27 protein-coding genes are annotated in these 26483 nt (G+C 61.7%); 11 read left to right on the top strand and 16 right to left on the bottom strand.

The window, feature by feature from the left end; translation table 11 throughout:
• Positions 1–58 precede the first annotated feature (58 nt).
• From JFU04_RS29995 to JFU04_RS29975, 5 genes are all read right to left on the bottom strand, one after another.
• Entirely contained in the window at positions 59–2092 is a 2034-nt protein-coding gene (locus JFU04_RS29995; protein ID WP_120447334.1) for a diguanylate cyclase, read from the bottom strand.
• On the bottom strand, positions 2089–2967 hold the full coding sequence (locus JFU04_RS29990) for an endonuclease/exonuclease/phosphatase family protein (RefSeq protein ID WP_065902826.1): 879 nt from the start codon (positions 2965–2967) through the stop codon (positions 2089–2091). The genes JFU04_RS29995 and JFU04_RS29990 overlap by 4 nt, the downstream gene beginning before the upstream one ends.
• Positions 2968–2977: 10 nt before the next feature.
• The gene (dsbA, locus tag JFU04_RS29985) at positions 2978–3613 is read right to left on the bottom strand and encodes a thiol:disulfide interchange protein DsbA (protein WP_078826720.1); all 636 of its coding nucleotides are present in this window, start codon (positions 3611–3613) and stop codon (positions 2978–2980) included.
• Positions 3614–3782: 169 nt separating this feature from the next.
• Positions 3783–4424, bottom strand: a complete 642-nt coding sequence (locus JFU04_RS29980) for a c-type cytochrome (protein WP_065902821.1) — start codon at positions 4422–4424, stop codon at positions 3783–3785.
• A 33-nt stretch (positions 4425–4457) separates the two neighbouring features.
• On the bottom strand, positions 4458–4760 hold the full coding sequence (locus JFU04_RS29975; RefSeq protein ID WP_065902820.1) for a c-type cytochrome: 303 nt from the start codon (positions 4758–4760) through the stop codon (positions 4458–4460).
• Between the two features lie 192 nt (positions 4761–4952).
• Here JFU04_RS29975 and yihA point away from each other — a divergent pair, with 192 nt between their 5' ends.
• Entirely contained in the window at positions 4953–5594 is a 642-nt protein-coding gene (yihA, locus tag JFU04_RS29970) for a ribosome biogenesis GTP-binding protein YihA/YsxC (protein WP_010207832.1), read from the top strand.
• Positions 5595–5863: 269 nt separating this feature from the next.
• On the opposite strand, the gene polA is transcribed toward yihA, so the two are convergent.
• Positions 5864–8659: a DNA polymerase I gene (gene polA / locus JFU04_RS29965; protein WP_201146270.1), complete on the bottom strand. Its 2796-nt coding sequence runs from the start codon at positions 8657–8659 to the stop codon at positions 5864–5866.
• A 74-nt stretch (positions 8660–8733) separates the two neighbouring features.
• On the opposite strand from polA, the gene JFU04_RS29960 reads away from it, so the two are divergent.
• Together JFU04_RS29960 and JFU04_RS29955 are read left to right on the top strand one after the other, a co-directional pair.
• Complete coding sequence (locus JFU04_RS29960; RefSeq protein WP_065902818.1) at positions 8734–9024, top strand: DUF2782 domain-containing protein; 291 nt, start codon at positions 8734–8736, stop codon at positions 9022–9024.
• Between the two features lie 56 nt (positions 9025–9080).
• On the top strand, positions 9081–10034 hold the full coding sequence (locus tag JFU04_RS29955) for a homoserine kinase (protein WP_201146268.1): 954 nt from the start codon (positions 9081–9083) through the stop codon (positions 10032–10034).
• A 57-nt stretch (positions 10035–10091) separates the two neighbouring features.
• Here the strand turns inward: JFU04_RS29955 and JFU04_RS29950 are convergent, their stop codons facing one another.
• Positions 10092–11021: a metal ABC transporter solute-binding protein, Zn/Mn family gene (locus JFU04_RS29950; RefSeq protein WP_201146267.1), complete on the bottom strand. Its 930-nt coding sequence runs from the start codon at positions 11019–11021 to the stop codon at positions 10092–10094.
• A 58-nt stretch (positions 11022–11079) separates the two neighbouring features.
• On the opposite strand from JFU04_RS29950, the gene JFU04_RS29945 reads away from it, so the two are divergent.
• From JFU04_RS29945 to JFU04_RS29930, 4 genes are read left to right on the top strand one after another with little or no spacing between them, the layout of a single operon-like run.
• Positions 11080–11562, top strand: a complete 483-nt coding sequence (locus tag JFU04_RS29945) for a Fur family transcriptional regulator (RefSeq protein ID WP_065902812.1) — start codon at positions 11080–11082, stop codon at positions 11560–11562.
• Positions 11562–12347: a zinc ABC transporter ATP-binding protein ZnuC gene (gene znuC / locus JFU04_RS29940; RefSeq protein WP_065902810.1), complete on the top strand. Its 786-nt coding sequence runs from the start codon at positions 11562–11564 to the stop codon at positions 12345–12347. Before JFU04_RS29945 ends, znuC begins: the two co-directional genes overlap by 1 nt.
• Complete coding sequence (gene znuB, locus JFU04_RS29935) at positions 12340–13128, top strand: zinc ABC transporter permease subunit ZnuB (RefSeq protein WP_065902807.1); 789 nt, start codon at positions 12340–12342, stop codon at positions 13126–13128. Before znuC ends, znuB begins: the two co-directional genes overlap by 8 nt.
• 37 nt (positions 13129–13165) lie before the next feature.
• Positions 13166–13885 carry a PA5502 family lipoprotein gene (locus JFU04_RS29930; RefSeq protein ID WP_065902805.1) on the top strand — a complete coding sequence of 240 codons (720 nt, stop codon included), beginning with the start codon at positions 13166–13168 and terminating at the stop codon, positions 13883–13885.
• A gap of 101 nt (positions 13886–13986) precedes the next feature.
• On the opposite strand, the gene katE is transcribed toward JFU04_RS29930, so the two are convergent.
• Positions 13987–16149, bottom strand: coding sequence for a catalase HPII (gene katE, locus JFU04_RS29925; protein WP_274610245.1), 2163 nt, complete (start codon positions 16147–16149; stop codon positions 13987–13989).
• A 244-nt stretch (positions 16150–16393) separates the two neighbouring features.
• On the opposite strand from katE, the gene JFU04_RS29920 reads away from it, so the two are divergent.
• From JFU04_RS29920 to JFU04_RS29910, 3 genes are read left to right on the top strand one after another with little or no spacing between them, the layout of a single operon-like run.
• Complete coding sequence (locus JFU04_RS29920; protein WP_106805536.1) at positions 16394–17401, top strand: methionine ABC transporter ATP-binding protein; 1008 nt, start codon at positions 16394–16396, stop codon at positions 17399–17401.
• On the top strand, positions 17401–18075 hold the full coding sequence (locus JFU04_RS29915; RefSeq protein WP_065902799.1) for a methionine ABC transporter permease: 675 nt from the start codon (positions 17401–17403) through the stop codon (positions 18073–18075). Before JFU04_RS29920 ends, JFU04_RS29915 begins: the two co-directional genes overlap by 1 nt.
• A 51-nt stretch (positions 18076–18126) precedes the next feature.
• Positions 18127–18900 carry a MetQ/NlpA family ABC transporter substrate-binding protein gene (locus tag JFU04_RS29910; protein ID WP_201146264.1) on the top strand — a complete coding sequence of 258 codons (774 nt, stop codon included), beginning with the start codon at positions 18127–18129 and terminating at the stop codon, positions 18898–18900.
• A gap of 174 nt (positions 18901–19074) precedes the next feature.
• Here the strand turns inward: JFU04_RS29910 and JFU04_RS29905 are convergent, their stop codons facing one another.
• From JFU04_RS29905 to JFU04_RS29885, 5 genes are read right to left on the bottom strand one after another with little or no spacing between them, the layout of a single operon-like run.
• Entirely contained in the window at positions 19075–19710 is a 636-nt protein-coding gene (locus JFU04_RS29905; RefSeq protein WP_065902795.1) for an SCO family protein, read from the bottom strand.
• On the bottom strand, positions 19707–20606 hold the full coding sequence (cyoE, locus tag JFU04_RS29900; RefSeq protein WP_201146262.1) for a heme o synthase: 900 nt from the start codon (positions 20604–20606) through the stop codon (positions 19707–19709). Before cyoE ends, JFU04_RS29905 begins: the two co-directional genes overlap by 4 nt.
• On the bottom strand, positions 20594–21673 hold the full coding sequence (locus tag JFU04_RS29895) for a COX15/CtaA family protein (RefSeq protein ID WP_201146260.1): 1080 nt from the start codon (positions 21671–21673) through the stop codon (positions 20594–20596). The genes cyoE and JFU04_RS29895 overlap by 13 nt, the downstream gene beginning before the upstream one ends.
• A 10-nt stretch (positions 21674–21683) precedes the next feature.
• Complete coding sequence (locus tag JFU04_RS29890; RefSeq protein WP_065902789.1) at positions 21684–22268, bottom strand: hypothetical protein; 585 nt, start codon at positions 22266–22268, stop codon at positions 21684–21686.
• Positions 22234–22998 carry an SURF1 family protein gene (locus tag JFU04_RS29885; RefSeq protein ID WP_201146258.1) on the bottom strand — a complete coding sequence of 255 codons (765 nt, stop codon included), beginning with the start codon at positions 22996–22998 and terminating at the stop codon, positions 22234–22236. The genes JFU04_RS29890 and JFU04_RS29885 overlap by 35 nt, the downstream gene beginning before the upstream one ends.
• A gap of 28 nt (positions 22999–23026) precedes the next feature.
• Between JFU04_RS29885 and JFU04_RS29880 the strand changes: the two genes are divergently transcribed.
• Complete coding sequence (locus JFU04_RS29880) at positions 23027–23230, top strand: twin transmembrane helix small protein (RefSeq protein ID WP_065902787.1); 204 nt, start codon at positions 23027–23029, stop codon at positions 23228–23230.
• A gap of 6 nt (positions 23231–23236) precedes the next feature.
• On the opposite strand, the gene JFU04_RS29875 is transcribed toward JFU04_RS29880, so the two are convergent.
• The 3 genes from JFU04_RS29875 to ctaD form a co-directional block, all read right to left on the bottom strand.
• Positions 23237–24124, bottom strand: a complete 888-nt coding sequence (locus tag JFU04_RS29875; protein ID WP_201146256.1) for a cytochrome c oxidase subunit 3 — start codon at positions 24122–24124, stop codon at positions 23237–23239.
• Positions 24125–24159: 35 nt separating this feature from the next.
• On the bottom strand, positions 24160–24711 hold the full coding sequence (locus JFU04_RS29870) for a cytochrome c oxidase assembly protein (protein WP_201146254.1): 552 nt from the start codon (positions 24709–24711) through the stop codon (positions 24160–24162).
• 144 nt (positions 24712–24855) lie between these two features.
• The gene (gene ctaD, locus JFU04_RS29865; RefSeq protein WP_065902781.1) at positions 24856–26445 is read right to left on the bottom strand and encodes a cytochrome c oxidase subunit I; all 1590 of its coding nucleotides are present in this window, start codon (positions 26443–26445) and stop codon (positions 24856–24858) included.
• Positions 26446–26483 lie beyond the last annotated feature (38 nt).

Below are 26483 nucleotides of genomic sequence, written 5' to 3'. Positions count from 1 at the left end.
GCAACAGTGTAACGTACCGTTTGTGGCTCGGCGGTCAAATTACAAAATGGAACATCTTTTACGCCGCCTGCACCTGGTTGCGTCCCGCAGCCTTGGCCCGGTACAACGCCGCATCCGCACGCTTAAGGGCCAGGTCACTGCGCTCGCCCGCCTGGAACTGCGCGACGCCCATGGACACGGTGATCGTTACCGGCTCGCCCTTGAAGTGAAACGGGCACGCCTCAATCGCTGCACGCAACGCATCGCCTGCCGCCACGGCCTCTGCCAATGAGGAGTCCGGCATCAGCAACACAAACTCTTCTCCGCCAAAGCGTGCGATAAAATCGTTCGGCCGCAGGCGCTTGCGCAGCACGTTGGCGATGATCTTCAGCACCTTGTCGCCGGCCAGATGGCCGTAGCCATCGTTGATGCGCTTGAAGTGATCCAGGTCGAGCATCGCCAACGACAGGCTGTTGCCGCGCTGGTGCCAGAGGTTGACCTCCAGATCGAGGCGCTCGCTCCAGGCTGCGCGGTTAGGCAGGCCGGTGAGTGGATCGATCAAGGCCTTCTGGCGTTGCACCTCCAGGTGTTCGCGATAGCCCTGGGCCTCCTGCTCCATATTGGCGACCCGCTCGGCCAGCCCTTTCAAGCGCGCGGCCACTTCCTGCTCGCGCTGGTCGCGTTGCTGCTGGTGCTCGTCCATGGTGCCGAGCAAGCCTTCGAGGTGGCTTTCCAGCACGTGCTTGAGGCTGTCGAGGTCGGCGGCGTCCTGCACACTGCTTTGCAAGCCATCGACCTGTTCGCGAATCTGCGTGTCCAGCTCGCGGGCAGCGGATCGGCTGTCCGCATGCCCGTCGCTGGCGACCTGCAAATGCCCCTGGAAGGCTTCGAGGCGCTCGTTGAGCTGCTTGAGGTACGCCTCGAACTCATGCTGGCCGCTGTCGGTGATCGCCAGCATCAGCACGGCCAGATCATCGAGAATCGGTAGCAGTTCGTACCAGTTCAGGCCGTGGGCCAGGCGCTCACGCATGGCTTCGGCCTGGGGCCTGTGGCGCTCGGGCAAGGACAGGTCTTCGAGCAGGCCGAGCAGGGTGTCTTCAATATGTTTGGCGACAGAGCTGTAGGACGGCTCCGGCGAGTCCGGCAGGGAATAGGTGGCATCCGCTTGCAACTCGTCGGGATCGGGCTCGTCGGGCTCCAGCACAGGCGGCAGCGACAGACTGCCGATAGTGGTTTCGTCCGGCGCCTCGACCTCATCCGATGGCACGTCGATAAAAGCCGCGAGGGCGCTTTCGGGAGCGGGTTCTTCGCTCTGCGACTCGGGCACCCTGGATACTGCGGGCACGTCAACGGGCGCCACCGCAGGCGGGGCCTCGAAGGCCAACGTCTCACTGGGCGCCTCGACAACGCTGGCCGGCGCGACGGGTTCAGGGGGCGGGGCAACCGCCTCTTGCGGCTGTGGCGCAAAGGCCCGCAAGGCCTGGGTGAGTTCCTCGGATTGCTCGGGCTCCTGAGCCACGGCGACCGGTTTGGTTGCAACAGGCGAAGGGGCCGGCTCGCTGGCCACCGCTTCGTTGGCCGTCTCCTTGGCGCCGAACAGGCGCTGCAACAACCCGGGACCTGGGCGCGTGGTCTCGCCGTCCGGTTCCAGATTATCCAGCGCCTGCCCTTGCAAGTTGCTCAGCTCGCTGAGCAGCAAGGGGATCTCACGGGCCTGGCTGACACGCCCGTCCAACTGCTTGGCGAAGGTCTTCAGCGGGCGTGCGACCTCACGCGGCAGTGGCAGCTTTTGCAACTGCGCGACCAGGGAGGTCAGCGCAGTGCTCATCTGGTCCACCCGGGTTTCGCGGCGCTGCTCCGAATCCAGCACGGCTTTTTCCAGGCGCGGCAGCAAGGCCGCGAGGGCCGCGTCCATATCATCGCTACGGACAACGTCGCGCATTTCCTTCATGCATTGATCGACCGCACGGTCGGTGCCTTCAGCGGCCAGCGTGCTGCGCACCAGCCCACGGCGCAACAGGTCGAGGCGCGCAGCCCAGCGGCGTTCGAGCTTTTCTTGTTGCTCGATACTCTTCAGGTATTTTTCTTTCCAGCGCTGGGCGTCGTCGCTCATGCAAGGGGTCCGCGAGGGCCGGGGCTCAACGCGGGCAATGCATCAGCCGTGAGCGAACCCGGCAGACGAATCTCTACCGCGACCGGCAGGTGATCGGAGATGGGCTGCGCCAGCACCTTCACGCTTTCCAGCGTGAGGGTCGGGCTGAGCAGGATATGGTCAAGACAGCGTTGCGGGCGCCAGCTGGGGAACGTGGCTTCGGCTTGCGGTGCCAGTAGCCCAAGGTCGCGCAACGGAGAATTCTGTAGCAGGTCGTTGGCATGGGTGTTCATGTCACCCATCAACACCTGGTGTTTGTAATTGCCAATCAACTCGCGGATGTAGGCCAGCTGCATCGTGCGAGTGCGTGCACCCAACGCCAGGTGCATCATCACCACCACCAAGGCCTCAGGCCCTTCGCCAAAACGCACGAGAATCGCCCCGCGCCCCTTGGGGCCCGGCAGCGGATGATCTTCGATGGCGGATGGTTTCAAGCGACTGAGCACGCCATTGCTGTGCTGCGCCAGGCGCCCCAGGTTGCGGTTGAGTTGCTGATACCAGTAGGGGAAGGCACCGAGCTGGGCCAGGTGCTCGACCTGGTTGATGTAGCCGGAGCGCATGCTGCCACCGTCGGCTTCCTGCAGGGCAACCAGGTCGAAGTCATGCAACAGGTTGCCGATCTTCTGCAGGTTGCCGGCACGCCCATTGTGCGGCAGCAGGTGCTGCCAGCCACGGGTCAGGTAGTGCCGGTATTTCTCGGTACTGATCCCCACCTGGATATTGAAGCTGAGCAGGCGCAAGCGGCTGTCTGCCGGCAGGCCTGTGGATTCCAGGTGATGTTCGTTGACCTGCGGGTCATGCAGGCCAACAACGCGTTCGGTACCCCAGCGGCGCATGGCGGGCCCCTTACTTGGCTGCGCGCTCTTTGGCGATCAGCTGGTCGGCAACGTTGAGGGTCTGTTCAGGACCACCGGTAGTGCCCAGGTCGAAGCGGTATTTGCCGTTGACGATCATGGTCGGTACGCCTTGCACACCATACTTCTGCGCGAGTTCCTTGGCCTGCTTGATCTGGCCCTGGATGGCGAAGGAGTTGAAGGTGGCGAGGAACTTGTCCTTGTCGACACCCTGGGTGGCAACGAAGTCAGCCATTTCGTCCGGCTTGGTCAGGCGCTTGCCTTGTTTCTGGATCGCGTCGAATACCGCGTTATGCACCTTGTGCTCGACACCCATGGCTTCCAGGGTCAGGAACAGTTGGCCGTGGGCATCCCATGGGCCGCCGAACATGGCGGGGATACGCTTGAAGTTCACGTCCTTAGGCAGCTTCTCAACCCATGGGTTGATGGTCGGTTCAAACGCGTAGCAATGCGGGCAGCCGTACCAGAACAGCTCCACCACTTCGATCTTGCCGGGTACCGATACGGGTACAGGGTTGGCCAATTCAACGTAGGTTTTACCGGCTTCAAGCGGCACGTCGGCAGCTTGTGCGGTCATGCCGAAGAGGCTGGCAGTGACGAGAGCGGCGCTGAGGATCAGATTACGCATGCTTTACTCCTGGACAAATAAAGTCGCCTCACGCGACCTTTGTTGTGACAGGTCTACGCGGGCATGAGTTCGTTAGTGTAACGGCACCGGCCACAAAAAAGGGCGGCCTGGGCCACCCTTTTTATGCTTGCATCACGGGATTAATCGAGTGTTAACGTTGCCAGACTGATCAGTGCAGACCCTGAATGTAGCTGGACAGCGCTTCGATATCTTTGTCCGAGAGCTTGGCCGCGATGTCGGTCATCATTTTGTTGCCGGCATCGCCGTCGATGTAGCGCACTTTTTCGCGGAAATCCTTCAGCTGCTTGGCCGTGTATTGAGCATGCTGGCCACTCAGGTGAGGAAAGCCTGCAGCGGCGAGGCCGCCGCCGTCCGGAATGTGGCACGCCTTGCAGGCGGGCATGCCGCCGATAGGCTGGTCTTCAGCGAGCTTGCCGCCGCGAAACAATGCTTGGCCTTTTTCGACCAATTTCGGATCGGCAGCTCCCACACTGCCTTTCTGGCTGGCAAAATACGCCGCGATGTCTGCCAGGTCCTGGTCGCTGAGGTTGGTCAGCAAGCCGGTCATTTCCAGTACCGTGCGCTTGCCATCCTTGATGTCGTGCATCTGCTTGGTCAGGTAACGTTCGCCCTGGCCGGCCAGTTTGGGGAAGTTCGGAGCCGGGCTGTTACCGTCCGGTCCATGGCAGGCACCACACACGGCAGCTTTCGCTTGGCCGGCAGTGGCATCACCTTTAAGGGGGCCCTCTGCAGCAAAGGCAACACCGGTGACGCCCAAGGTCAACAGCAGACTCACGATCAGTTTGTTCATCAGCTAATCCAACTACGGCTAAGGGTTTAAGAGTTATCTACCGGGTTTACTCACCATCAACTCAATGACGGCCTGGTAATCCTCAGTACTGCAGTCCATGCACAAACCACGCGGCGGCATTGCCTTGAAACCCTGGTCTACGTGCTGCACCAGCGTGTCCATGCCCTGCGCCAGTCTTGGCGCCCAGGCTGCCTGGTCACCCCGCTTGGGGGCGTTCGGCAGCTGGCCGGCATGGCAAGCCACGCAAACTCGGTTGTACACCGCTTCCGGATCCTGTGTAGCCTGAGCGCCGAAAAGCGGAATCAGGACACCGAAAGCGAGCAACCATCTGGTCATACATCGACCTTTTCAGGGTTTGAGAGCGTTTTGCGTTCTAATGCGCAATGAAGGTCTTTCGCTCCCGTGAACTTCATCCTTCGCTGGGACAAAGCACACACAAAATCTGCGGCATTATATACTGGCGCTACTGAAACGGAAACGACACCGCTTGCCGCACCCTTTCTCGGCACCGCCCACATCGGAAATCTCATGCAACTCAAGAACCCCATCCTCGGCCTGTGCCAACAGTCCACCTTCATGCTCAGCGCCGCCAAAGTTGACCAATGCCCCGATGACGAAGGTTTTGAAGTCGCCTTTGCCGGTCGTTCCAACGCCGGCAAATCCAGCGCCCTGAACACCCTGACCCATGCCAGCCTGGCGCGCACCTCGAAAACCCCGGGCCGCACGCAGCTGCTCAATTTCTTCAAGCTAGACGATGATCGGCGTCTGGTCGACCTGCCGGGCTACGGTTACGCAAAAGTACCTATCCCGCTGAAGCTGCACTGGCAGCGTCACCTGGAGGCTTACCTGGGTGGCCGCGAGAGTTTGAAAGGCTTGATCCTGATGATGGACATCCGTCATCCAATGACCGACTTCGACTTGCTGATGCTCGATTGGGCCGTCGCCAGCGGCATGCCGATGCATATCCTGCTGACCAAGGCCGACAAGCTCACCTATGGCGCAGCCAAGAACACGCTGCTCAAGGTGCAGTCCGAAATCCGTAAGGGTTGGGGCGATGCGATCACCATCCAGCTGTTCTCGGCGCCCAAGCGCATGGGCCTCGAAGAGGCTTACACCGTGCTGGCGGGCTGGATGGAATTGGCTGACAAGGGCGCGGAACTCGCGGAATAACTTTTCTGCGGGCAAAAAAAACCCCGGACTTCGTATGGGGAGGGGAAGTTCGGGGTTCAAGTTCCGGACCGCTAGGGCGGGGTCCAGATATCTGCCAACACTTAACACAACATAGGAGCATTGAAGGGCTTCACCACCCATTCAGTAACTCTGAGTTGCATTTCATGGGTTAAGTTCCGGCACGTTCAAAAAACTATTGGTAATAAGCCACGGCGTTTTCTGGACTAAAGCACTCTGCCACCACCTAGGGTGGCGGCAAAGGCCCGGAATCAGTGGGCCTCGTCCCAGTTGTCGCCCACGCCTACGTCCACGACCAACGGCACATCCAATTGCGCCGCCGCGCTCATGTACTCGCGGATCTTCTCGCTGACGGCTGCTACCAGGTCCTCACGCACCTCCAGCACCAATTCATCGTGCACCTGCAGGATGACCTTGGCATCCAGGCCCGATTCGGTCAGCCAGTTATCCACCAGCACCATGGCCTTCTTGATGATGTCTGCCGCCGTGCCCTGCATCGGCGCGTTGATCGCCGTGCGTTCGGCGGCCGCGCGCTCCTGGGGCTTGTTGGAATTGATATCCGGCAGGTACAGCCGGCGACCGAAGAAGGTTTCCACGTAGCCCTGGTCGGCAGCCTGGGCACGCGTGCGCTCCATGTACTCGCGCACGCCCGGATAGCGGGCAAAGTACACATCGATATAGGCCTTGGCGGTCTTGGTGTCGACGCCGATGTCCTTGCCGAGCTTCTGCGCGCCCATGCCGTAGATCAGGCCGAAGTTGATCGCCTTGGCACTGCGACGCTGGTTGGACGTGACCTGTGCCAATTCAACCTTGAACACTTCAGCCGCCGTCGCAGTGTGCACGTCCAGGTCGTTGCGGAACGCATTCATCAGCCCCTCGTCCTTGGACAGGTGCGCCATGATCCGCAGCTCGATCTGCGAATAGTCCGCCGCCAGCAGTTTGTAGCCCTTGGGCGCGACAAACGCCTGGCGAATCCGCCGTCCTTCGGCGGTGCGCACGGGGATGTTCTGCAGGTTCGGGTCGCTGGACGACAAGCGCCCGGTCGCGGCCACGGCCTGATGATAAGACGTGTGAATGCGCCCGGTACGCGGGTTGATCTGCTCTGGCAGACGATCGGTGTAGGTGCTTTTCAGCTTGCTCATGCTGCGGTACTGCATCAGGACCTTGGGCAACAGGAAGTCATCTTCGGCCAACTTGGCCAACACTTCTTCAGCCGTGGACGCCTGGCCCTTGCCGGTCTTCTTCAGCACCGGCAGGCCGAGCTTCTCGTAGAGAATCGCGCCGAGCTGCTTGGGCGACCCCAGGTTGAACGCCTCACCGGCAATCTCGAACGCCTGGCGTTCCAGCTCGACCATCTTGTCGCCCAGTTCAATGCTCTGGATGCCCAGCAGATCCTTGTCCACCAGCGCGCCCTGGCGCTCGATCCGCGCCAGCACCGGCACCAACGGGATTTCGATATCCGTCAGCACACTGGCCAGGCTCGGGATGGCCGCCAGTTGCGCGTGCAGGGCCTGATGCAGGCGCAGCGTCACGTCGGCGTCTTCGGCGGCATAAGGGCCCGCCTGCTCCAGCGGGATCTGGTCGAAGGTCAACTGCTTGGCGCCCTTGCCGGCGATGTCCTGGAAGCTGACGGTGTCGTAGTCCAGGTACTTCTTCGCCAGGCTGTCCATGTCGTGCCGGGTCGCAGTGGAGTTCAGCACGTAGGACTCAAGCATGGTGTCGAAGGCAATACCTCGCACGGTAATGCCCTGGGCGGGGTCGCCGCCGATGGCGCAGTTGGCCAGGATGTTCATGTCGAATTTAGCGTGCTGGCCGACCTTGAGCTTGGCCGGGTCCTCCAGCAGTGGCTTCAACGCCAGCAACACGGTGTCGCGGTCCAGCTGCTGTGGCGCACCGATGTAGGAATGCGTCAGCGGGATGTAGGCAGCTTCGTGAGGCTCTACAGCGAAGGACACCCCGACCAGCTGCGCTTGCTGGGCATCGATCCCGGTGGTCTCGGTGTCGAACGCGAACAATTTTGCAGCATTGAGCTTCTTCAGCCAGGTGTCGAAGGTCGCCTGGTCGAGGATCGTGGTGTAGTTCGTTTCGACGGGCGCCGCAGGCATCGCTTCGAGAAGATCAGCGGCGGCAGGCACCACGTCGGCGGAAGCCTTGAGTTCCACGCGCTTGGCATCGCGCTGAATCTCGTCGATCCAGCTCTTGAACTCCAGCAGGGTGTACAACTCCAGCAGTTTTTCGCGATCCGGCTCGATCAGGTGCAAATCATCCAGGCCCACGTCCAGCGGCACATCGACCTTGATCGTTGCCAGTTGATAGGACAGGAACGCCATCTCGCGGTGCTCCTCGAGCTTGGCCGGCAACGTCTTGGCGCCACGGATCGGCAGGGTCGGCACGATATCCAGCTGCTCATACAGCTCTTTGAGGCCGCCATTCACGCCCACCAACAGGCCGGAAGCGGTCTTCGGACCAATGCCCGGGACGCCCGGAATGTTGTCGGACGAATCGCCCATCAACGCCAGATAGTCGATGATCTGCTCCGGAGCGACGCCGAATTTCTCCTTTACGCCCTCGATGTCCATCGAACTACCGGTCATGGTGTTGACCAAGGTAATGTGCCCGTCCACCAGTTGGGCCATGTCCTTGTCACCGGTAGAAATCACCACCGGGCGGCTGGCGGCCGCGCTGCTGCGGGCCAACGTGCCGATCACGTCATCGGCCTCGACGCCCTCGACGCACAGCAACGGGAAGCCCAGCGCGATCACGCTCTGGTGCAGAGGCTCGATTTGCAGGCGCATGTCATCGGGCATGCTCGGGCGGTTGGCCTTGTATTCGGCGTACATCTCATCGCGAAAGGTCCCACCCTTGGCGTCGAACACCACCGCGAACGGGCTGTCCGGGTACTGCTTGCGCAGGCTTTTGAGCATGTTCAACACGCCCTTGACCGCACCGGTCGGCAGGCCTTTGGAGGTGGTCAGCGGTGGCAGCGCGTGGAAGGCGCGGTACAGATAAGAAGAACCGTCCACCAGGACGAGGGGGGCTTGGCTCATGAGCAGGATCAACCTTTTCGGCGGGTCAGGCGCTAGAATAGCCGGACCAATGACGACAAAGGGACAAGGTTATCATGCGTACATTCAATCGCCTGCTGTTGACTGGCTTGATTGCACTCGCTCCGATGGCTGCCATGGCGGCAGACAGCGCCCCTTCGGGGGATCCGGACGTTACCATTCGCACGGAAGGCGACCGGACTATCCAGGAGTACCGCCAAAACGGTTTCCTGTACGCAATCAAGGTGACCGTAAAGGGGGCACCACCGTACTTCCTGGTACGCGCGGACGGAACCGACGCGAACTTCATCCGCTCTGACCAGCCGGATATGCTGATCCCGTCATGGAAGATCTTCGAATGGAAATGATTTCTTAACTTAAATTGGCGCCGCGCACTGCGGCGCCCGTACTGGCAGTTTTAACCATGTCTGTGTTCACCCCCCTGGCTCGGCCCGAGCTGGAAACCTTTCTCGCCCCTTACGGGCTCGGCCGCCTGCTTGACTTCCAGGGGATTGCCGCTGGTAGCGAAAACACCAATTTCTTTATCAGCCTGGAACAGGGCGAATTCGTCCTGACCCTGGTTGAACGCGGCCCCGTCGCAGAAATGCCATTCTTCATCGAGCTGCTCGACGTGCTCCACGACGCCGACCTGCCGGTGCCTTACGCCTTGCGCACCACCGACGGCGTCGCGTTGCGCGAGCTGAAAGGCAAACCGGCGCTGTTACAACCGCGCCTGGCCGGCAAGCACATCAAGGACGCCAATGCGCAGCACTGCGCCCAGGTCGGTGACCTGCTGGGCCACCTGCACCTGGCGACGCAGGGCGAGAAGGTGCTGGAGCGCAAGACCGATCGCGGGCTGGACTGGATGCTCAGCGAAGGTGCGCAGCTGATTTCGCACTTGAACGACGCACAACAGCAACTGCTGCAAGCGGCATTGACCGAGATCGAAGCCCACAAGGCCGACATCCTTGCCCTGCCGCGCGCCAACGTTCACGCCGACCTGTTCCGCGACAATGCGATGTTCGAAGGCACGCACCTGACCGGCCTGATCGATTTCTACAACGCCTGCTCGGGCCCGATGCTGTACGACGTGGCGATCGCGCTGAATGACTGGTGTTCGGACGCGGACGGCGTGATCGATGGGCAACGCGCGCGCGCACTGCTGGGCGCCTATGCGGGTCTGCGACCGTTTACGGCCAAGGAAGCGGAGCTGTGGCCGACCATGCTGCGGGTAGCGTGTGTACGCTTCTGGCTGTCTCGCCTGATCGCCGCTGAGTCGTTCGCAGGCCAGGATGTGCTGATCCACGACCCAGCGGAGTTCGAGCACCGGCTGGCGCAGCGTCAGCAGGTCACCGTTCACCTGCCGTTCGCGCTTTAAAGATCTACTCGGTCACTGTGGGAGCAAGCCAGCTCCCACAGGAGATCGGTGCAGCGGTCAGAGCGACTCCAGGCACCCCGCCAAGTCATTCCCCAACTTCTCCAGCACCTGCTCGTAACCCTGGGCGGTAGCCGGCGTGTAACCACCCAGCGCATCCAACTCCGCCAGCTTCACCGGCAGGCCGGCTACCAGCGTTTCAGCCAGCCGCGGACGCAACGGTGGCTCACTGAACACGCACGTCTTGCCCACTTCCTGCAGGCGCGTGCGCATCGCCGCCACATGCTGGGCACCCGGCTGAACCTCGGCGGCCACGCTGAATACACCGGCATGCTTGAGACCGTAGGCCTCTTCGAAATAATCAAAGGCTTCGTGGAACACGAAGTAAGGCTTGTTGCCGATTGGCGCCAGGCGGGCTTTCAAGCGCGCGTCCAGGGCGTCCAGGCGCTCGTCGAAGGCCTTCACGTTGCTCTGGTAACGCGCGGCATTTTCCGGATCGGCGGCGCTGAGGTCAGTCGCCATGCGCGCGGCGATCACCCGTGCGTTGACCGTCGACAGCCACAGGTGGGCATCCAGGCTGCCTGGACGGTGATCGTGATCATGCTCGTCGGCATCGTCGGCGTGCGAATGGCTATCTTCGGCGAAACGGCGCAGTTTCATGCCCGGCAGGTCTTGTACCGCGACCGTCGGCGCCGTGCGACCTTTGAGCACGCGGGGCAGGAAACTCTCCATATCCGGACCAATCCAGTAGAGCAGGTCCACCGACTGCACGCGCCGTACGTCGGATGGGCGCAAGGCATAGTTATGCGGCGAGGCACCCGGCGGCAGCAGCACCTCCGGAATCGCCACGCCGTCCTGCACAGCCGCGGCAATCAGCTGCAACGGCTTGATGCTGGTCAGCACCTTGACCTCGGCCTGAGCGGCAGCGGTAATGAACAAACTGGTGACAAATACGACAAAAACGGGAAAAAGTCGGGACACGATGACCACTCAATGACGTAGGAACGGGTAACATAATAACGTCTCTATCAAATATCTGTCGCCGCTCATGCCTAAAACACCGCTTGCCAGCCGTCCCCACGACCACTCTCACTGCGTGCACACCGCGCTGTCGGAGGCCGATACCCTGTGCACACAGAAGGGCCTGCGCCTGACTGCCTTGCGTCGCCGGGTGCTGGAGCTGGTGTGGCAAAGCCACAAGCCGCTGGGTGCCTACGACATCCTTGGCGTGCTCAGCGAGCAGGACGGTCGCCGCGCGGCGCCGCCTACCGTGTACCGCGCGCTGGATTTCCTGCTGGAAAACGGCCTGGTGCACCGCATCGCCTCGCTCAACGCCTTTGTTGGCTGCAATCACCCGGAACACGCGCATCAGGGCCAATTCCTGATCTGCCGCGAATGCCACGCCGCCATCGAACTTGAACAAAAAAGCATCAGCGACGCCATCATCAAGAGCTCCGCCGACGTCGGCTTCCAGGTCGAAGGGCAGACGGTCGAAGTGGTCGGTCTCTGCTCGGGCTGCCAGGGGGCTTGATGAGCAACGCGTTAATCCGCCTGGAGCAGGTTGGGGTCACGTTCGCCGGGCAAAACGTGCTGGATAACATCGCGCTGAGTGTGGAACCAGGACAGATCGTCACGCTGATCGGCCCGAATGGCGCCGGCAAGACCACCCTGGTGCGCGCCGTGCTCGGCCTGCTCAAGCCCGACACCGGCAGCGTGTGGCGCAAGCCCAAGCTGCGCGTCGGCTACATGCCGCAAAAACTGCACGTGGACCCGACCTTGCCGCTGTCGGTCCTGCGCTTTCTGCGCCTGGTCCCCGGCGTGGATCGCACTCGCGCCCAGGCCGCGCTCAAGGAAGTCGGCGCCGAACAAGTCATCGACAGCCCCGTGCAGAGCATCTCCGGTGGCGAGATGCAGCGCGTGCTGCTGGCCCGCGCCCTGCTGCGCGAGCCGGAACTGCTGGTACTCGATGAGCCCGTGCAAGGCGTCGACGTGGCCGGCCAGGCCGAGCTGTACAGCCTCATCACCCGCCTGCGCGACCGCCATGGCTGCGGCGTGCTGATGGTCTCCCACGACCTGCACCTGGTAATGAGCACCACCGACCAGGTGGTGTGCCTGAATCGCCACGTCTGCTGCTCAGGTCACCCGGAACAGGTCAGCGGCGACCCGGCGTTCGTCGAGTTGTTCGGCAAGAATGCCCAGAGCCTGGCGATCTACCACCACCATCACGACCACGCCCATGACCTGCATGGCGCCGTGGTCGACGACCCCACCGCACCTCACACCCACGTTCACGGAGATAGCTGCAAGCATGGCTGATTTTCTGCTCTACGCCCTGCTGGCAGGCTTGGCTTTGGCGCTGGTGGCGGGCCCACTGGGTTCGTTCGTGGTCTGGCGACGCATGGCCTATTTCGGCGACACCCTGTCCCACGCCGCGCTGCTGGGCGTGGCCATGGGCTTTTTGCTGGATGTAAGCCCGACTATCGCCGTGACCGTAGGCTGCCTGCTGCTGGCGGTGCTGCTGGTGACCCTGCAGCAGCGCCAGCCGCTGGCCTCCGACACGCTGCTGGGCATCCTGGCGCCCAGCACCCTGTCGCTGGGGCTGGTGGTGCTCAGCTTCATGCATGAAGTGCGCATCGACCTGATGGCCTACCTGTTCGGTGATCTGCTGGCGATCAGCCCGACCGACCTTGCCTGGATCCTCGGCGGCAGCGCCGTCGTGCTGGTGTTGCTGGTCGCCCTGTGGCGTCCGCTGCTGGCGATCACCGTGCATGAAGAGCTGGCCACGGTGGAAGGGCTGCCCGTGCCAACCCTGCGCATGGCGCTGATGTTGTTGATCGCCGTGGTGATCGCTGTCGCGATGAAGATTGTCGGCGTATTGTTGATCACATCGCTGCTGATCATCCCAGCCGCCGCCGCCCAGCGCCACGCCCGCTCACCCGAGCAGATGGCCATCGGCGCCAGCCTGCTGGGGATGCTCGCCGTGTGTGGGGGCCTGGCGTTGTCCTGGTTCAAGGACACGCCGGCCGGGCCGTCAATTGTGGTCACGGCCGCCGCCCTGTTTCTGCTGAGTTTTGTCCTGCCCCGTCGAGGGGTGTAGACTTGCTCGCTTTTTGCGCAAATAGAGAGTCGCAGGAATGAAGCTGTTCACCTCCCGTTATCTGCTCCTTGCCGCATTTTCCTTGCTGCTGGGCGCCTGTCAAAGCACACCGCCCGCCGCCCCCGAGGCCCCGGACGCGCGTGCTGCGGCCATCGCACAGCTGGAGCAAAACCTGGCCAGCAGTGAGCTGGCCACCGCCGAAGACCAATTGGCCGCGTTGCAGGCCCAGTCACCCAACGACCCGGCCCTGGAGACTTACCAACGTCAGCTGGCCGAGGCCTACCTGCAGCGCAGCCAGATCGTGCTGCAAAAAGGTGACGTCAACGCCGCCGCCACTGCCTTGAGCCGCGCCCGTGCGCTGATGCCCAAGGCACCGGCCCTGACCGGCGGCGTCAACAGCGCCATCACCCATGCGCGCAAAGCCGAGCTGGACAAGGCCGAGGCGGCCCTCAAGGCCGCCGAAGCCAAGCCTGCCGCCAAGGTCATCGACCCGGCCGCGCAAAGCACCACCGTGGCGTTGAACCTCACCGACATTGAAGCGCTGCGCCATCAACTCGATGCCATCGCTACCGACGTGGTGAATTACCAGTGCGACGTGAGCATCCAGGCGCCGCGCACTCAGGATTACCCGTGGTTGGCCACGTTGCTGACCAAACGGGTGAAGCGAATTGATTCGGGGTATGACCTGAAGATCCACCGGCAGATTCTGAAGAATATTCCGGCGCAGGTTGTGCTGATTCCGCGCAAGGCGCAGTAAAAGCATCGCAGGCAAGCCAGCCCCCACATTTGAATCTATTCACAATTCAAAATGTGGGAGCTGGCTTGCCTGCGATAGCGGTCTAACGGTCAATCAAGCGTTTAAGCCGGAATCGCCTTGGCCTTCGGCTCGCGATCCCAAACCCGGTGCTGCGCAATCGCCGCAAAGAAGGCCTTGAACGCTTTCGCATCCGACCCCACGATCAAGCCCGCATCCACCTCCAGCTTCAGCAGATCCAGCAATGGCTTGGCGTCATTGGCGACCGTGATCGCCTTCAGGTGCTTGTACGCCTCCAACAGGAAGTGCAACGCCACACCGTCGCCGCTCAAGGCCTGCACCGACTTGGCACCCCCTGGCACAAACACCGCGTCAAACGCGATGGACGGCATGCCTTCCATCGACGCATCGACCTTCAAGCTCTTGCCATCGGCGGTTGTCACCGGCGCCGAGGTCGGCCCCAGCAACTTGGCGTGGGCACCCTCGGCTTCCAACGCCTTCTTCAACGCGGCAATCGCCACGCCATCCACGCCGTTGGCGGCCAGAATCGCGACTTTGCGCGTCTTGATATCGCCCGACAGCAGGTTCACCTGGCTCAACGCCGGCGACTCCTTCAACGACGACTTGCGTGGCGGCACGGTGCCTTGGGTCGGCGCCGGCAGACCCAGGTTCTGCGCAACGCGCTTGGCCAGTTCCAGATCGATGTTGGCCAGAATCTCGTTCACCTGACGGGCACGGATAAACTCGCGCTCAACCTTGCCCAATTCGAAGCTGTAGGCCGCAATGATGTGCTCTTTCTCGTGGTGGCTCATGCTGTGGAAAAACAGCGTGGCCTGGGAGAAGTGATCGCCGAACGACTCACTGCGCTCACGCACCTTGTTGGCATCGACGCGCTCGTAATAGGTCTCGAACCCACCATCCTGGGCGGCAGGAGGGGTTTCCTTCGGCCAACCGCCGTCGATGGAATTGGGCTCGTAGGCCGCGCGACCTTTGTCGATCACCGTGCGGTGCTGGGCGTCGCGCTGACCGTTGTGGAAAGGCACCACCGGCCGATTGATCGGCAACTCATGAAAGTTCGGGCCACCGAGACGGCTGATCTGCGTATCCGTGTAGGAAAACAGACGACCTTGCAGCAACGGGTCGTTGGTGAAGTCGATACCCGGCACGATATGGCCCGGGCAGAACGCCACCTGCTCGACTTCGGCGAAGAAGTTGTCGGGGTTGCGGTTAAGCACCATCTTGCCCAGCGGCGTAATCGGCACCAGCTCTTCGGGGATGATCTTGGTCGGATCGAGCAGGTCGAAGTCGAACTTGTGCTCGTCCTCTTCGGCGACGATCTGCACGCCCAATTCCCACTCAGGGTAGTCGCCGCTTTCAATCGCTTCCCACAGGTCGCGACGGTGGTAATCGGTATCTTTACCGGCAAGCTTTTGCGCTTCATCCCACACCAGGGAGCAGGTGCCGACTTTTGGATGCCAGTGGAATTTCACGAAACTCGACTTACCTTCGGTGTTGATCAGCCGGAAGGTGTGAATGCCGAAACCCTGCATCGCGCGCAGGCTTTTTGGAATGGCGCGGTCGGACATTGCCCACAGCACCATATGCGCCGATTCCGGCTGCAGCGAGACAAAGTCCCAGAACGTATCGTGGGCCGAGCCGCCGGTAGGAATTTCATTGTGCGGCTCAGGTTTTACCGCGTGGACGAAGTCGGGAAACTTGATCGCGTCCTGAATGAAAAAGACCGGCATGTTGTTGCCCACCAGGTCGAAGTTGCCTTCGTCGGTGAAGAACTTCACTGCAAAACCGCGCACGTCGCGCACCGTATCGCCGGAACCACGCGGGCCCTGCACGGTGGAGAAGCGCACAAACACCGGGGTTTTATGCTCGGGGTTACGCAGGAAGCCGGCCTTGCTCAGCGCCGAATGGTTTTCATAGGTCTGGAAATAACCATGCGCGCCAGTACCGCGGGCATGCACGATGCGCTCCGGGATGCGTTCATGGTCAAAGTGCGTGATTTTTTCACGCATGATGAAGTCTTCCAGCAGCGACGGGCCACGGGAGCCGACTTTCAGGGTGTTCTGGTTGTCGGAAATCTTCACGCCTTGGTTGGTACGCAGGGCCTGGCCGGTCGCATCGGAGCGGAATTCCTCCAGGGCCTGCAGCTTGGCGTTGGTGTTGCCACGGTCCAGGGTATCGGTGCCGGCAAGTTCACTCTTCGGCGGGGTGGCTGGCTTCTTGGTACTCATCAGACAAAACTCCTTATTCAAAGTGGCCAGAGCGGTCCCCGGCTCGTTTGAGCAAAACCCCAGGCACGGCACCTGGGAAATCGAGTTGCTTAAGTAGTGACTGACACGGTTTTGTACCGTTCCTTTTTTATGACCTTTGATCGCGTTATTGCCAAATCACTGGTTGAATGCGAAATAAATGCTAAGAAACGCTATACGGACAGGCTAAAATGCGCGCCCGGCTAACCGCTGATCCCTTTTCCATGCGCCCCACAAGGTTCGCTACGTGATCGAGTTTCATAACGTCCATAAAACCTACCGCGTCGCCGGTAAGGAAATCCCCGCCCTGCACCCCACCAGCCTGCGCGTCGAAAACGGCCAGGTGTTTGGCCTGATTGGTCACTCGGGTGCGGGAAAAAGTACTTTGCTGCGTCTGATCAATCGCCTGGAACAGCCCAGCGGCGGTCAGATCAATGTCGACGGTGAAGAAGTCACTGCACTGGACGCCAACGGCCTGCGCCGTTTCCGTCAGCAGGTCGGGATGATTTTCCAGCACTTCAACCTGCTGGCGTCCAAGACCGTTGCCGACAACGTGGCGCTGCCGCTGACCCTGGCCGGCGAATTGTCGCGCAAGGAAATCGACCAGCGCGTGGCCGAACTCCTCGCCCGCGTAGGCCTGTCGGATCACGCCAAGAAGTACCCGGCGCAGTTGTCCGGCGGCCAGAAGCAACGCGTCGGCATTGCCCGCGCCCTGGCGACCAAACCCAAGATCCTGCTGTGCGACGAAGCCACCAGCGCCCTCGACCCGCAAACCACCGCCTCGGTGCTGCAATTGCTGGCCGAGATCAACCGCGAACTGAAGCTGACCATCGTGCTGATCACCCATGAAATGGATGTGATCCGCCGCGTGTGCGACCAGGTCGCCGTGATGGACGCCGGCGTGATCGTCGAGCAGGGCTCGGTCGCCGATGTGTTCCTGCACCCCAAGCATCCGACCACCAAGCGTTTCGTGCAGGAGTCCGAGCAGGTCGACGAAGGCGAGCAGCGCGATGACTTCGCTCACGTGCCGGGGCGCATCGTGCGCCTGACCTTCCAGGGCGAAGCGACCTACGCGCCGCTGCTGGGTACCGTCGCCCGCGAAACGGGTGTGGACTACAGCATCCTCGCCGGGCGTATCGACCGCATCAAAGACATCCCCTACGGGCAACTGACCCTCGCCGTCACGGGTGGCGATATGGAAGCCGCGTTTGCGCGCTTCACCGCCGCTGACGTCCACATGGAGGTCCTGCGCTAATGGAAGTCCTGTTGAGTTTCTTCGCCAATATCGACTGGTCCGAAATCTGGCTGGCCACCGGCGACACCATGACCATGCTGTTCGGTTCGCTGTTCTTTACTGTCGTGCTGGGCCTGCCGCTGGGCGTGCTGTTGTTCCTGACCAGCCCGCGCCAACTGTTCGAGCAGAAAGGGCTGTACGCACTGCTGTCGCTGATCGTGAACATTCTGCGTTCGCTGCCGTTCATCATCCTGCTGATCGTGATGATCCCGTTCACCGTGCTGATCACCGGCACTTCGCTGGGCGTGGCCGGCGCCATTCCGCCATTGGTGGTGGGCGCGACGCCGTTCTTTGCGCGCCTGGTGGAAACCGCCTTGCGTGAAGTGGACCGCGGCATCATCGAAGCCACTCAGTCCATGGGTGCCAGCACCCGCCAGATCATCACCAACGCCCTGTTGCCTGAAGCCCGCCCGGGCATTTTCGCGGCGATCACGGTGACGGCGATTACACTGGTGTCCTACACGGCGATGGCCGGCGTGGTCGGTGCCGGTGGCCTGGGCGACCTGGCGATCCGCTTCGGTTACCAGCGTTTCCAGACCGATGTGATGGTGGTCACCGTGGTGATGCTGTTGGTGCTGGTGCAAATTCTGCAAACCGTCGGCGACAAGCTGGTGGTGCACTTTTCTCGAAAATAACGGCCATTGCCGGCCAACTGCCGGCAGATGTCCGAACAAGGAGCTTGTTGGATGAAAAAACTACTGGTTGCTTTCGCCGCCGTTGCCGCGTTTTCCACCCACGCCGCCGAGACCATCACGGTCGCCGCGTCGCCGGTGCCGCACGCGGAAATCCTCGAATTCGTGAAGCCTGCCCTCGCCAAAGAAGGCGTGGACCTGCAGGTCAAAGTCTTCACCGACTACGTGCAGCCCAACGTACAGGTGGCCGAGAAGCGCCTGGATGCCAACTTCTTCCAACACCAGCCGTACCTGGATGAGTTCAACAAGGCCAAGGGCACTCACCTGGTGAGCGTCGGCGCGGTGCACCTGGAGCCCCTGGGCGCCTACTCGAGCAAGTACAAGAAGCTGGAAGACCTGCCAAGCGGCGCCAACGTCGTGATCCCGAACGACGCCACCAATGGTGGCCGCGCGCTGTTGCTGCTGGCCAAGCACAATCTGATCACCCTGAAGGACCCGACCAACATCCTGTCGACCATCAAGGACATCACCGCCAACCCGAAAAACCTGAAATTCCGCGAACTGGAAGCCGCCACCCTGCCGCGCGTGCTGACCCAGGTCGACCTGGCGCTGATCAACACCAACTACGCGCTGGAAGCCAAGCTGGATCCGTCCAAGGATGCGCTGGTGATCGAAGGCAATGACTCGCCTTACGTGAATATCCTGGTGACCCGCGAAGACAACAAAGACTCGGACGCCGTGAAGAAGCTGGTTGCAGCCCTGCACACGCCTGAAGTGAAAGCCTTCATCCTCGAGAAGTACAAAGGCGCGATCCTGCCGGCGTTCTGATTCGAAACACCGAAGAGCAAAAAATGTGGGAGCGGGCTTGCTCGCGAAAGTGCAGTGTCAGTCGACTTATCAGTGACTGAACCGATGCTTTCGCAGGCAAGCCCGCTCCCACATTTGTTTTGGGTCGCCCGTAGATCAGAGCTCCCACAAGGCCGCGGGGTAGAAGCGCCGGGCTTATGGTCGCTTCAACAATCCCGGCAATTGCGCCACCAGCTTCTGGTTGTTCAACGGTGCGCGGATGAATCCACGCTGTGTGCCGTCAGGACCGATCAGCGCAAGGTTGCCGCTGTGGTCGACGGTGTAGTTGGGCTTGCTGGTATCGGCCGGGATAAACGGAATGCTCACGGCATTCGAGACCTTCTGCACATCGTCCACATTCGCGCCGGTCAGGCCTTCGAACTGCGGATCGAAGTAACCCAGGTACTGCTTGAGCTGGGCCGGGGTGTCGCGGTTCGGGTCGACGCTGACCAGGATCACCTGCAGCTTATCCACCGCCTCCTTGGGCAGCTCGCTCTTGATCTGGCGCAGCTGGGCGAGGGTGGTAGGGCAGATGTCCGGACAGAAGGTGTAGCCGAAGAACAGCAGGCTCCACTTGCCCTTCAACTCATTGACCACCACCGGCTGGCCGTCCTGGTTGGTCATGCTCACCGGCGGCAGCTGACGGCTCTGCGGCAGCAGAATGATGCCGGCATCGATCAGTGCGGTCGGGTCGCCCTGGCCTTTGCCCGAGAGCACTTTGTTGACGGTCAGGCCCATGATCAACGCGACGATGGCCACCAGGATAAAGACGGTTTTTTGAGTTCGAGTCATAGGTTCAACAGTAAGTAGTGGTCTACGAGCAGGGCGATAAACAGAAGGAACAAGTACGCGATAGAGTACTTGAACGTGTTGATCGACGCGTGCGGCTGAGCGCCACGGTACAGCACCCAGGCCCATTGCAGAAAGCGTCCGCCCAAAACCAATGCACAGGCCAGGTACAGCAGGCCGCTCATGTGGATGACGTAGGGCATCAGGCTCACCGCCAGCAGGACGAAGGTGTAGAGCAGGATATGCACCTTGGTGTAGTGCTCGCCGTGGGTGACCGGCAGCATCGGAATATCGGCCTTGGCATATTCCTCCTTGCGGTGGATGGCCAGCGCCCAGAAATGCGGCGGGGTCCAGGCGAAGATGATCAACACCAGCAGGAGGGGTTCGGCGCTGATATGGCCGGTGACGGCGACCCAACCCAGCAACGGCGGCGCGGCCCCCGCCAAACCGCCGATGACGATATTCTGCGGCGTCGCGCGCTTGAGAAAACCGGTGTAGATCACCGCATAGCCGAGCAGGGAAGCCAGCGTCAGCCAAGCGGCCAGCGGGTTGGTGAACGCCAGCAGCAAGGCCAGGCCCGCAACCGCCAGAAACCCTGCAAAAGCCAGCGCCGCCAACGGCGATACCCGCCCTTCGGCCATCGGCCGTTTGTGCGTGCGCGCCATCACCGCATCAATGCGCCGATCCACTACATGGTTGACCGCCGCCGCGCCGCCGGCACACAGGGCAATACCCAGGTTGCCGAAAATCAGCACCGCCCACGGCACGCCGGCGCGAGTGGCGAGGAACATCCCCACCAGCGAGGTGATGAGCATCAACACCACCACTTTCGGCTTGGTCAGCTCCAGGTAGTCACGCCAGATCGCCTGGCCGTGACGCGCGCCGATCAAGGTCGCCATGGCATCTCTCCTTTAAGGGTGATCAGGCCTGACACCTGTTTGCGCGGAATAAACCGCCAGCCGAACGGCAGCTGGTTGCGCACCCGTACCAGGCTGGTACGCGCGTGGTAATTGACCAGCACCAGGGTCAGCAGCAACGCCGCGCCCCCGGCGTTATGGCCGACGGCTACCGGCAGCGGCAGATGGAAATACACATTGCTCAGGCCCAGGCCGATCTGCGCCGCCAGGGCAATCAACAACAGGCCCGCGAGCCGCGTCATGCCCACCGCGCGCAGCTGCCAGGCCAGCCCCAGCAACACCAGGGTGACCAACACCGCGCCGATGCGATGGGTGAGATGGATGGCGGTTCGCGCATCGCTGTCGAGCTGGCCGCCGAGATAATTGGGGCCGATGTGCTGGATCAGGTGGAAACCATTGGCGAAGTCCGCCGCCGGCCACCACTGGCCGTGACAGGTAGGCAAATCGATACAGGCCACCGCCGCATAGTTGGAACTGACCCAGCCGCCCAGGGCGATCTGGCCGATCACCAGCACCAGGCCAGCCGTCGCCCAATATTGCAGGCGCTTGGGCACGATCAACGCGGGCAGCACTCCAGACAGGCGCAGGGTCAGCAGGAACAACAGGCTCAAGGTCGCGAAACCGCCCAGCAAATGCCCCGTGACCACCTGGGGCCACAGCTTCAACGTCACCGTCCACATGCCAAAGGCCGCCTGCGCGAACACCAGCGCCAATAGAAATAACGGCAGCTTCACCGGCTGGCCCGGATCACGTCGATGACTCCACGAACGCGCCGCCAGCAGCACGATCAGCAGGCCCAAGGTGCCGGCGAAGTAGCGATGGGTCATCTCGGCCCAGCCCTTGTCCGCCTCCACCGGCGTGTCCGGGAAATGCAGCTCGGCATGCGCCAGTTGGGCCTCGGTCTTGGGCACGCTGATAAAGCCGTAGCAACCCGGCCAGTCCGGGCAACCGAGACCGGCGTGGGTCAGGCGCGTATACGCGCCGAGCAGCACCACAATCAGCGCCAGCAGGGTGGCAAACAACGCGAGGCGAAATCCAGGCTTGGCCATGACGATGCCCTTATCCGATGTTCGACAGTTTCAGCAGATGGCGCAGGTCGTTGAGCAAGTCCTTGCCCTTGACCTTGGCGTCGTAGCGCAGCACCAGGTTGCCGTGCGGGTCGACGATCCACAGTTGCGCATCGCCCGGCGCGGCGGCGTCCTTGGTGAAGGTCGACAGGTCCAGCGAGTAGCGCTGCAGTTGTGGATATTCAGCCTTGAGCTTGGCCTCGTAGTCGGTGCTCACCGGCTGCGCGCTGGCCAAGGCGTGGCTGGCGCGCGATGCATCCCGGCCGAGGCTGATTTGCAGCTGGCGCGCCAGGTACACCAGTTGCTGGCAATCGGCGGCGCAGGCCGTGGGCGCCGTGACCAGCAGTTGCCAGCGCTCTTCATCCGCCTGCACGCCGATATCGGCGCGGGTCTGGCCGTTGCCGATCAGTTCGCCGTGGTAACTGCGGTTGTCCGGCACCCAGAACTGCAGCTTGTACATGAAGGTGGCCAGCGCCATCGGGCCGATCACCATCATCAGGATCAGGATCAGCTGCCAGCGGCCTTTACGCCGATTGAGCGGTTCAGACATGTTGAGTGGATTCATGGCCGCTCCCATGGTGCTTCTCCTTTGTGTTGTGCCATCCGAGGTAGAGGTAAAGGGCCAGCAGCGCCAATGCCATGGCGAACCACTGCACCGCGTAGGCCAGGTGCTTTTCCGGGCCCATGGCTACGATGGGCCAGCTGATTTCGTACGTACCAGGGCCAGCTTCGGCGCGCAGCTCGTAGGCAAAACCGCTACGCCCAAGCTCAGCCCACAGCGCGTCGGGGTGCAGGGCGGTCAGCAAGCGCGGCCATTGCGCGCTCGTCGGGTCGGCGTGCAACTGGAAGGTTTCACCCGGTGCGACGTACACCCAGGCATCGAGATTCACCGGCTGTTCAGGCGTGGTGAACACCGGCGGGGTGCGCCGGTCGGGCCAGGGCAGCCAGCCACGATTGAGCAATAACCACAGGCCGCTGGCCTGGTCGTGGAAGGGTTGCAGCAGCTCTACGCCGGCCTTGCCATCGCGCATGCGGTTGTCCAGCAACACGCTGTGTTCGGCGTCGAATTGCCCGCGCAGACGGACCCGGCGGAAAGCCGGATCAGCCATCTCACTCAGTTGTGTGCTGCTGACGGGATCGGCCACCCGCCGCTCGGCATAACTGTCCACCAGCAGCTGTTTTTCATGCCCGCGAGACAGCTGCCAGAACCCCAGGCCCACCATCAACGGCAGCAACACCAGCACCACCAATGTCGGTGCGAGCCCTGGGCGAAAGCGTTTCATGGCGCTGGCTATACTTGTTTTCATTGCCCGCCCGTCCCATTGGAGCCAGACCATGCTCAAAGCCGTCATTGCCCTGATGCTGATCGCGACTGTCGTGAGCCTGTTCAGTGGCTTGTTCTTTCTGGTCAAGGACGAGGGCAACTCCAACCGCCTCGTCACTGCCTTGACTGTGCGTGTGGTGCTGGCCGCGATCACCGTGGGGCTGATCGCCTGGGGCTTTTTCAGCGGCCAGCTGGTATCGCATGCACCGTGGTAAGGCGCGCTACAGCACGTAGACGAAGAAAAACAGCCCGATCCACACCACATCCACAAAGTGCCAGTACCAACTGGCGGCCTCGAAACCAAACTGGTGCTCGGCATTGAAATGCCCGCGCAGGATGCGCATGAGCATCACAAACAGAATGATCGTGCCGATGGTCACGTGGGCACCGTGAAAGCCGGTGAGCATGAAGAACGTCGCGCCGTACACACCCGAACCGAGTGTCAGGCCGAGCTCTTTGTAGGCATGCATGTACTCCTCGGCCTGGAAGCCCAGGAACGCCCAACCCAGCAGCACCGTGAACGCCAGCCAGACTTTCAGCGCGCCGCGATGGCCTTTGCGCAAGGCATGGTGGGCCAGGGTGATGGTCACGCTGGAGCTGACCAGCAAGATCGTGTTGACCAGCGGCAGGCCCCACGGGCTGATGGTGCCCTCCGGTGCGGGGTACATCTTCGGGTCAGGGTTGTTGAGCAGCGGCCAGGTGAACTCGAAGTTCGGCCACAGCATGTGCGCGATGCCCTTGTGCCCTTCGCCGCCCAACCAGGGACCGGACATGTGCCGCACGTAAAACAGCGCCCCGAAGAATGCGACAAAGAACATCACCTCGGAAAAGATGAACCAGGTCATGCCCCATCGAAACGAGCGGTCCATCTGCGGGCTGTACAAACCGGCGCGGCTTTCCTTGATCACCGCGCCGAACCAGCCAAACAACATGTAGGCCAGCAGCAGGCCACCGACGAAGAAGATCCACGGGCCGTGGGACTCCGGGCGCGCCGCCTTCAGGTCGTTGAACCACACAGCCAGGCCGTACACCGTGATGAGCATGCCCAGAGTAGCAATTATTGGCCACTTGCTTTGCGCTGGTACGTAGTACGTATCATGAGTCGACATGTATTCGCTCTCCTGATTGAGCGGGCAAACAGTAGCTAGCCGCCGCTATGGACAGCCACCGGCGGTTGGCGCGCAGTGATATCAAACAGCGTGTACGCCAGGGTCAAATGCTTCACATCCTTGGGCATGTCGCGGTCGACAATGAAACGCACCGGCATTTCGATGCGCTGGCCTGGCTGCAGCACTTGCTGGGTAAAGCAAAAGCATTCGGTCTTGTGGAAGTACATCGCCGCTTCGGCCGGGGAAATGCTCGGTACGGCCTGGGCGGTCATGGCTTTGTCCGTAGGGTTGTAGGCCACGAACAGCATTTCGGTGACCGCCCCCGGATTGACCACCACCTCATCGGCCTTGGAATGAAATTCCCAGACCATGTCGATGGCATTGGTCGACAGGAACTGCACCCGCACCTGCCGCGTGGCGTCGACGACCTGCTCGCCCTCGTACTGCCCGGCGGTCTTGCCGTTGATACCGAACGCCTTGCACATCACGTCGTAGATCGGCACCAGCGCAAAGCCGAAGCCGAACATCGCCACCACCAGGATCAGCAGGCGGGTGACCAGGCGCTTGGTGGAGATCGACTCAAGCATGACGATCACCCGCTTTTGGCTTTTCTGTAAGAGCTGGCTTGCCTGCGATAGCGGTGTGCCAACCACCAAACCCATCAACTGTCAGGCCCTCATTGCAGGCAAGCCCGCTCCCACAGGAGACCCTGGCAGCCTGCGCCAAGCTGTTCACTTGACCTCCGGTGGCGTCGTGAAGGTGTGGTAGGGCGCTGGCGAGGGGATGCTCCACTCCAGGCCTTCCGCGCCATCCCAGGGCTTGGCCGGCGCGGGCGGGCCGCCACGGATGCACTTGATCACGATGAACAGGAAGAAGATCTGCGTGGCGCCAAACATGAAGGCGCCGATCGAGGAGACCATGTTGAAGTCGGCGAACTGCAGGTTGTAGTCCGGCACACGGCGCGGCATGCCAGCCAGCCCGACGAAGTGCATCGGGAAAAACGCCATGTTCATGCCGATGAAGGACAGCCAGAAGTGCAGCTTGCCGAGGGTTTCGTCGTACATGTGGCCGGTCCATTTCGGCAGCCAGTAGTAGGCCGAGGCGAAGATGCCGAAGATCGCACCGGGCACCAGTACGTAATGGAAGTGCGCCACCACGAAATAGGTGTCGTGGTATTGGAAGTCCGCCGGGGCAATCGCCAGCATCAGCCCGGAAAAGCCACCGATGGTGAACAGGATCACGAAGGCCACGGCAAACAGCATCGGTGTCTCGAAGGTCAGCGAGCCTTGCCACATGGTGCTGACCCAGTTGAATACCTTCACCCCCGTCGGCACCGCAATCAGCAGCGTGGCGTACATGAAGAACAACTCGCCCACCAGCGGAATGCCGACCACGAACATATGGTGCGCCCACACGATGAACGACAGGAACGCGATGCTCGCCGTGGCATATACCATCGACGTATAGCCGAACAGCGGCTTGCGCGAGAACGTCGGGATGATCGAACTGACGGCACCAAAGGCCGGCAGGATCATGATGTACACCTCGGGGTGGCCGAAGAACCAGAACACATGCTGGAACAGCACGGGGTCGCCACCGCCGGCAGCACTGAAGAAGCTGGTGCCGAAGTGGATGTCCATCAGCATCATGGTCACGCAACCGGCCAGCACCGGCATCACCGCGATCAGCAGGAACGCAGTGATCAGCCACGTCCAGACAAACAACGGCATCTTCATCAGGGTCATGCCGGGCGCGCGCAGGTTGAGGATGGTCGCGACCACGTTGATCGCGCCCATGATCGAACTGATACCCATCAGGTGAATCGCGAAGATGAAGAAGGTCACGCTTTCCGGCGCGTAAGTGGTGGAGAGGGGCGCGTAGAAGGTCCAGCCGAAGTTCGGCCCGCCACCCGGAGTGAACAGGGTCGACACGAGCAACAGGAACGCCGCCGGCAACAGCCAGAAACTGAAGTTGTTCATGCGCGGCAGGGCCATGTCCGGCGCGCCGATCATCAGCGGAATCATCCAGTTGGCCAGGCCGACGAACGCTGGCATCACCGCGCCGAACACCATGATCAGGCCGTGCATGGTGGTCATCTGGTTGAAGAACGCCGGCTCGACAATCTGCAGGCCGGGCTGGAACAACTCGGCGCGGATCACCATGGCGAACGAACCGCCGAGCAGGAACATGGTGAAGGCGAACCACAGGTACATCGTGCCGATGTCCTTGTGGTTGGTCGTCAGCACCCAGCGCATCAAACCCTTGGCGGGGCCGTGGGCATGGTCACTGGCGTGGCCATGGTCGTCGATCACAGTGCTCATGGCCGTTCTCCTGCAAGCGAGTGGGCGGGGCGGTTCGG

The sequence above is a fragment of the Pseudomonas sp. TH21 genome (assembly GCF_016651025.1).
Taxonomy (GTDB): Bacteria; Pseudomonadota; Gammaproteobacteria; order Pseudomonadales; family Pseudomonadaceae; genus Aquipseudomonas; species Aquipseudomonas aylmerensis.
Note: the sequence above shows the minus strand (reverse complement) of the source record. Positions and strands in the feature narration are given on the sequence as shown.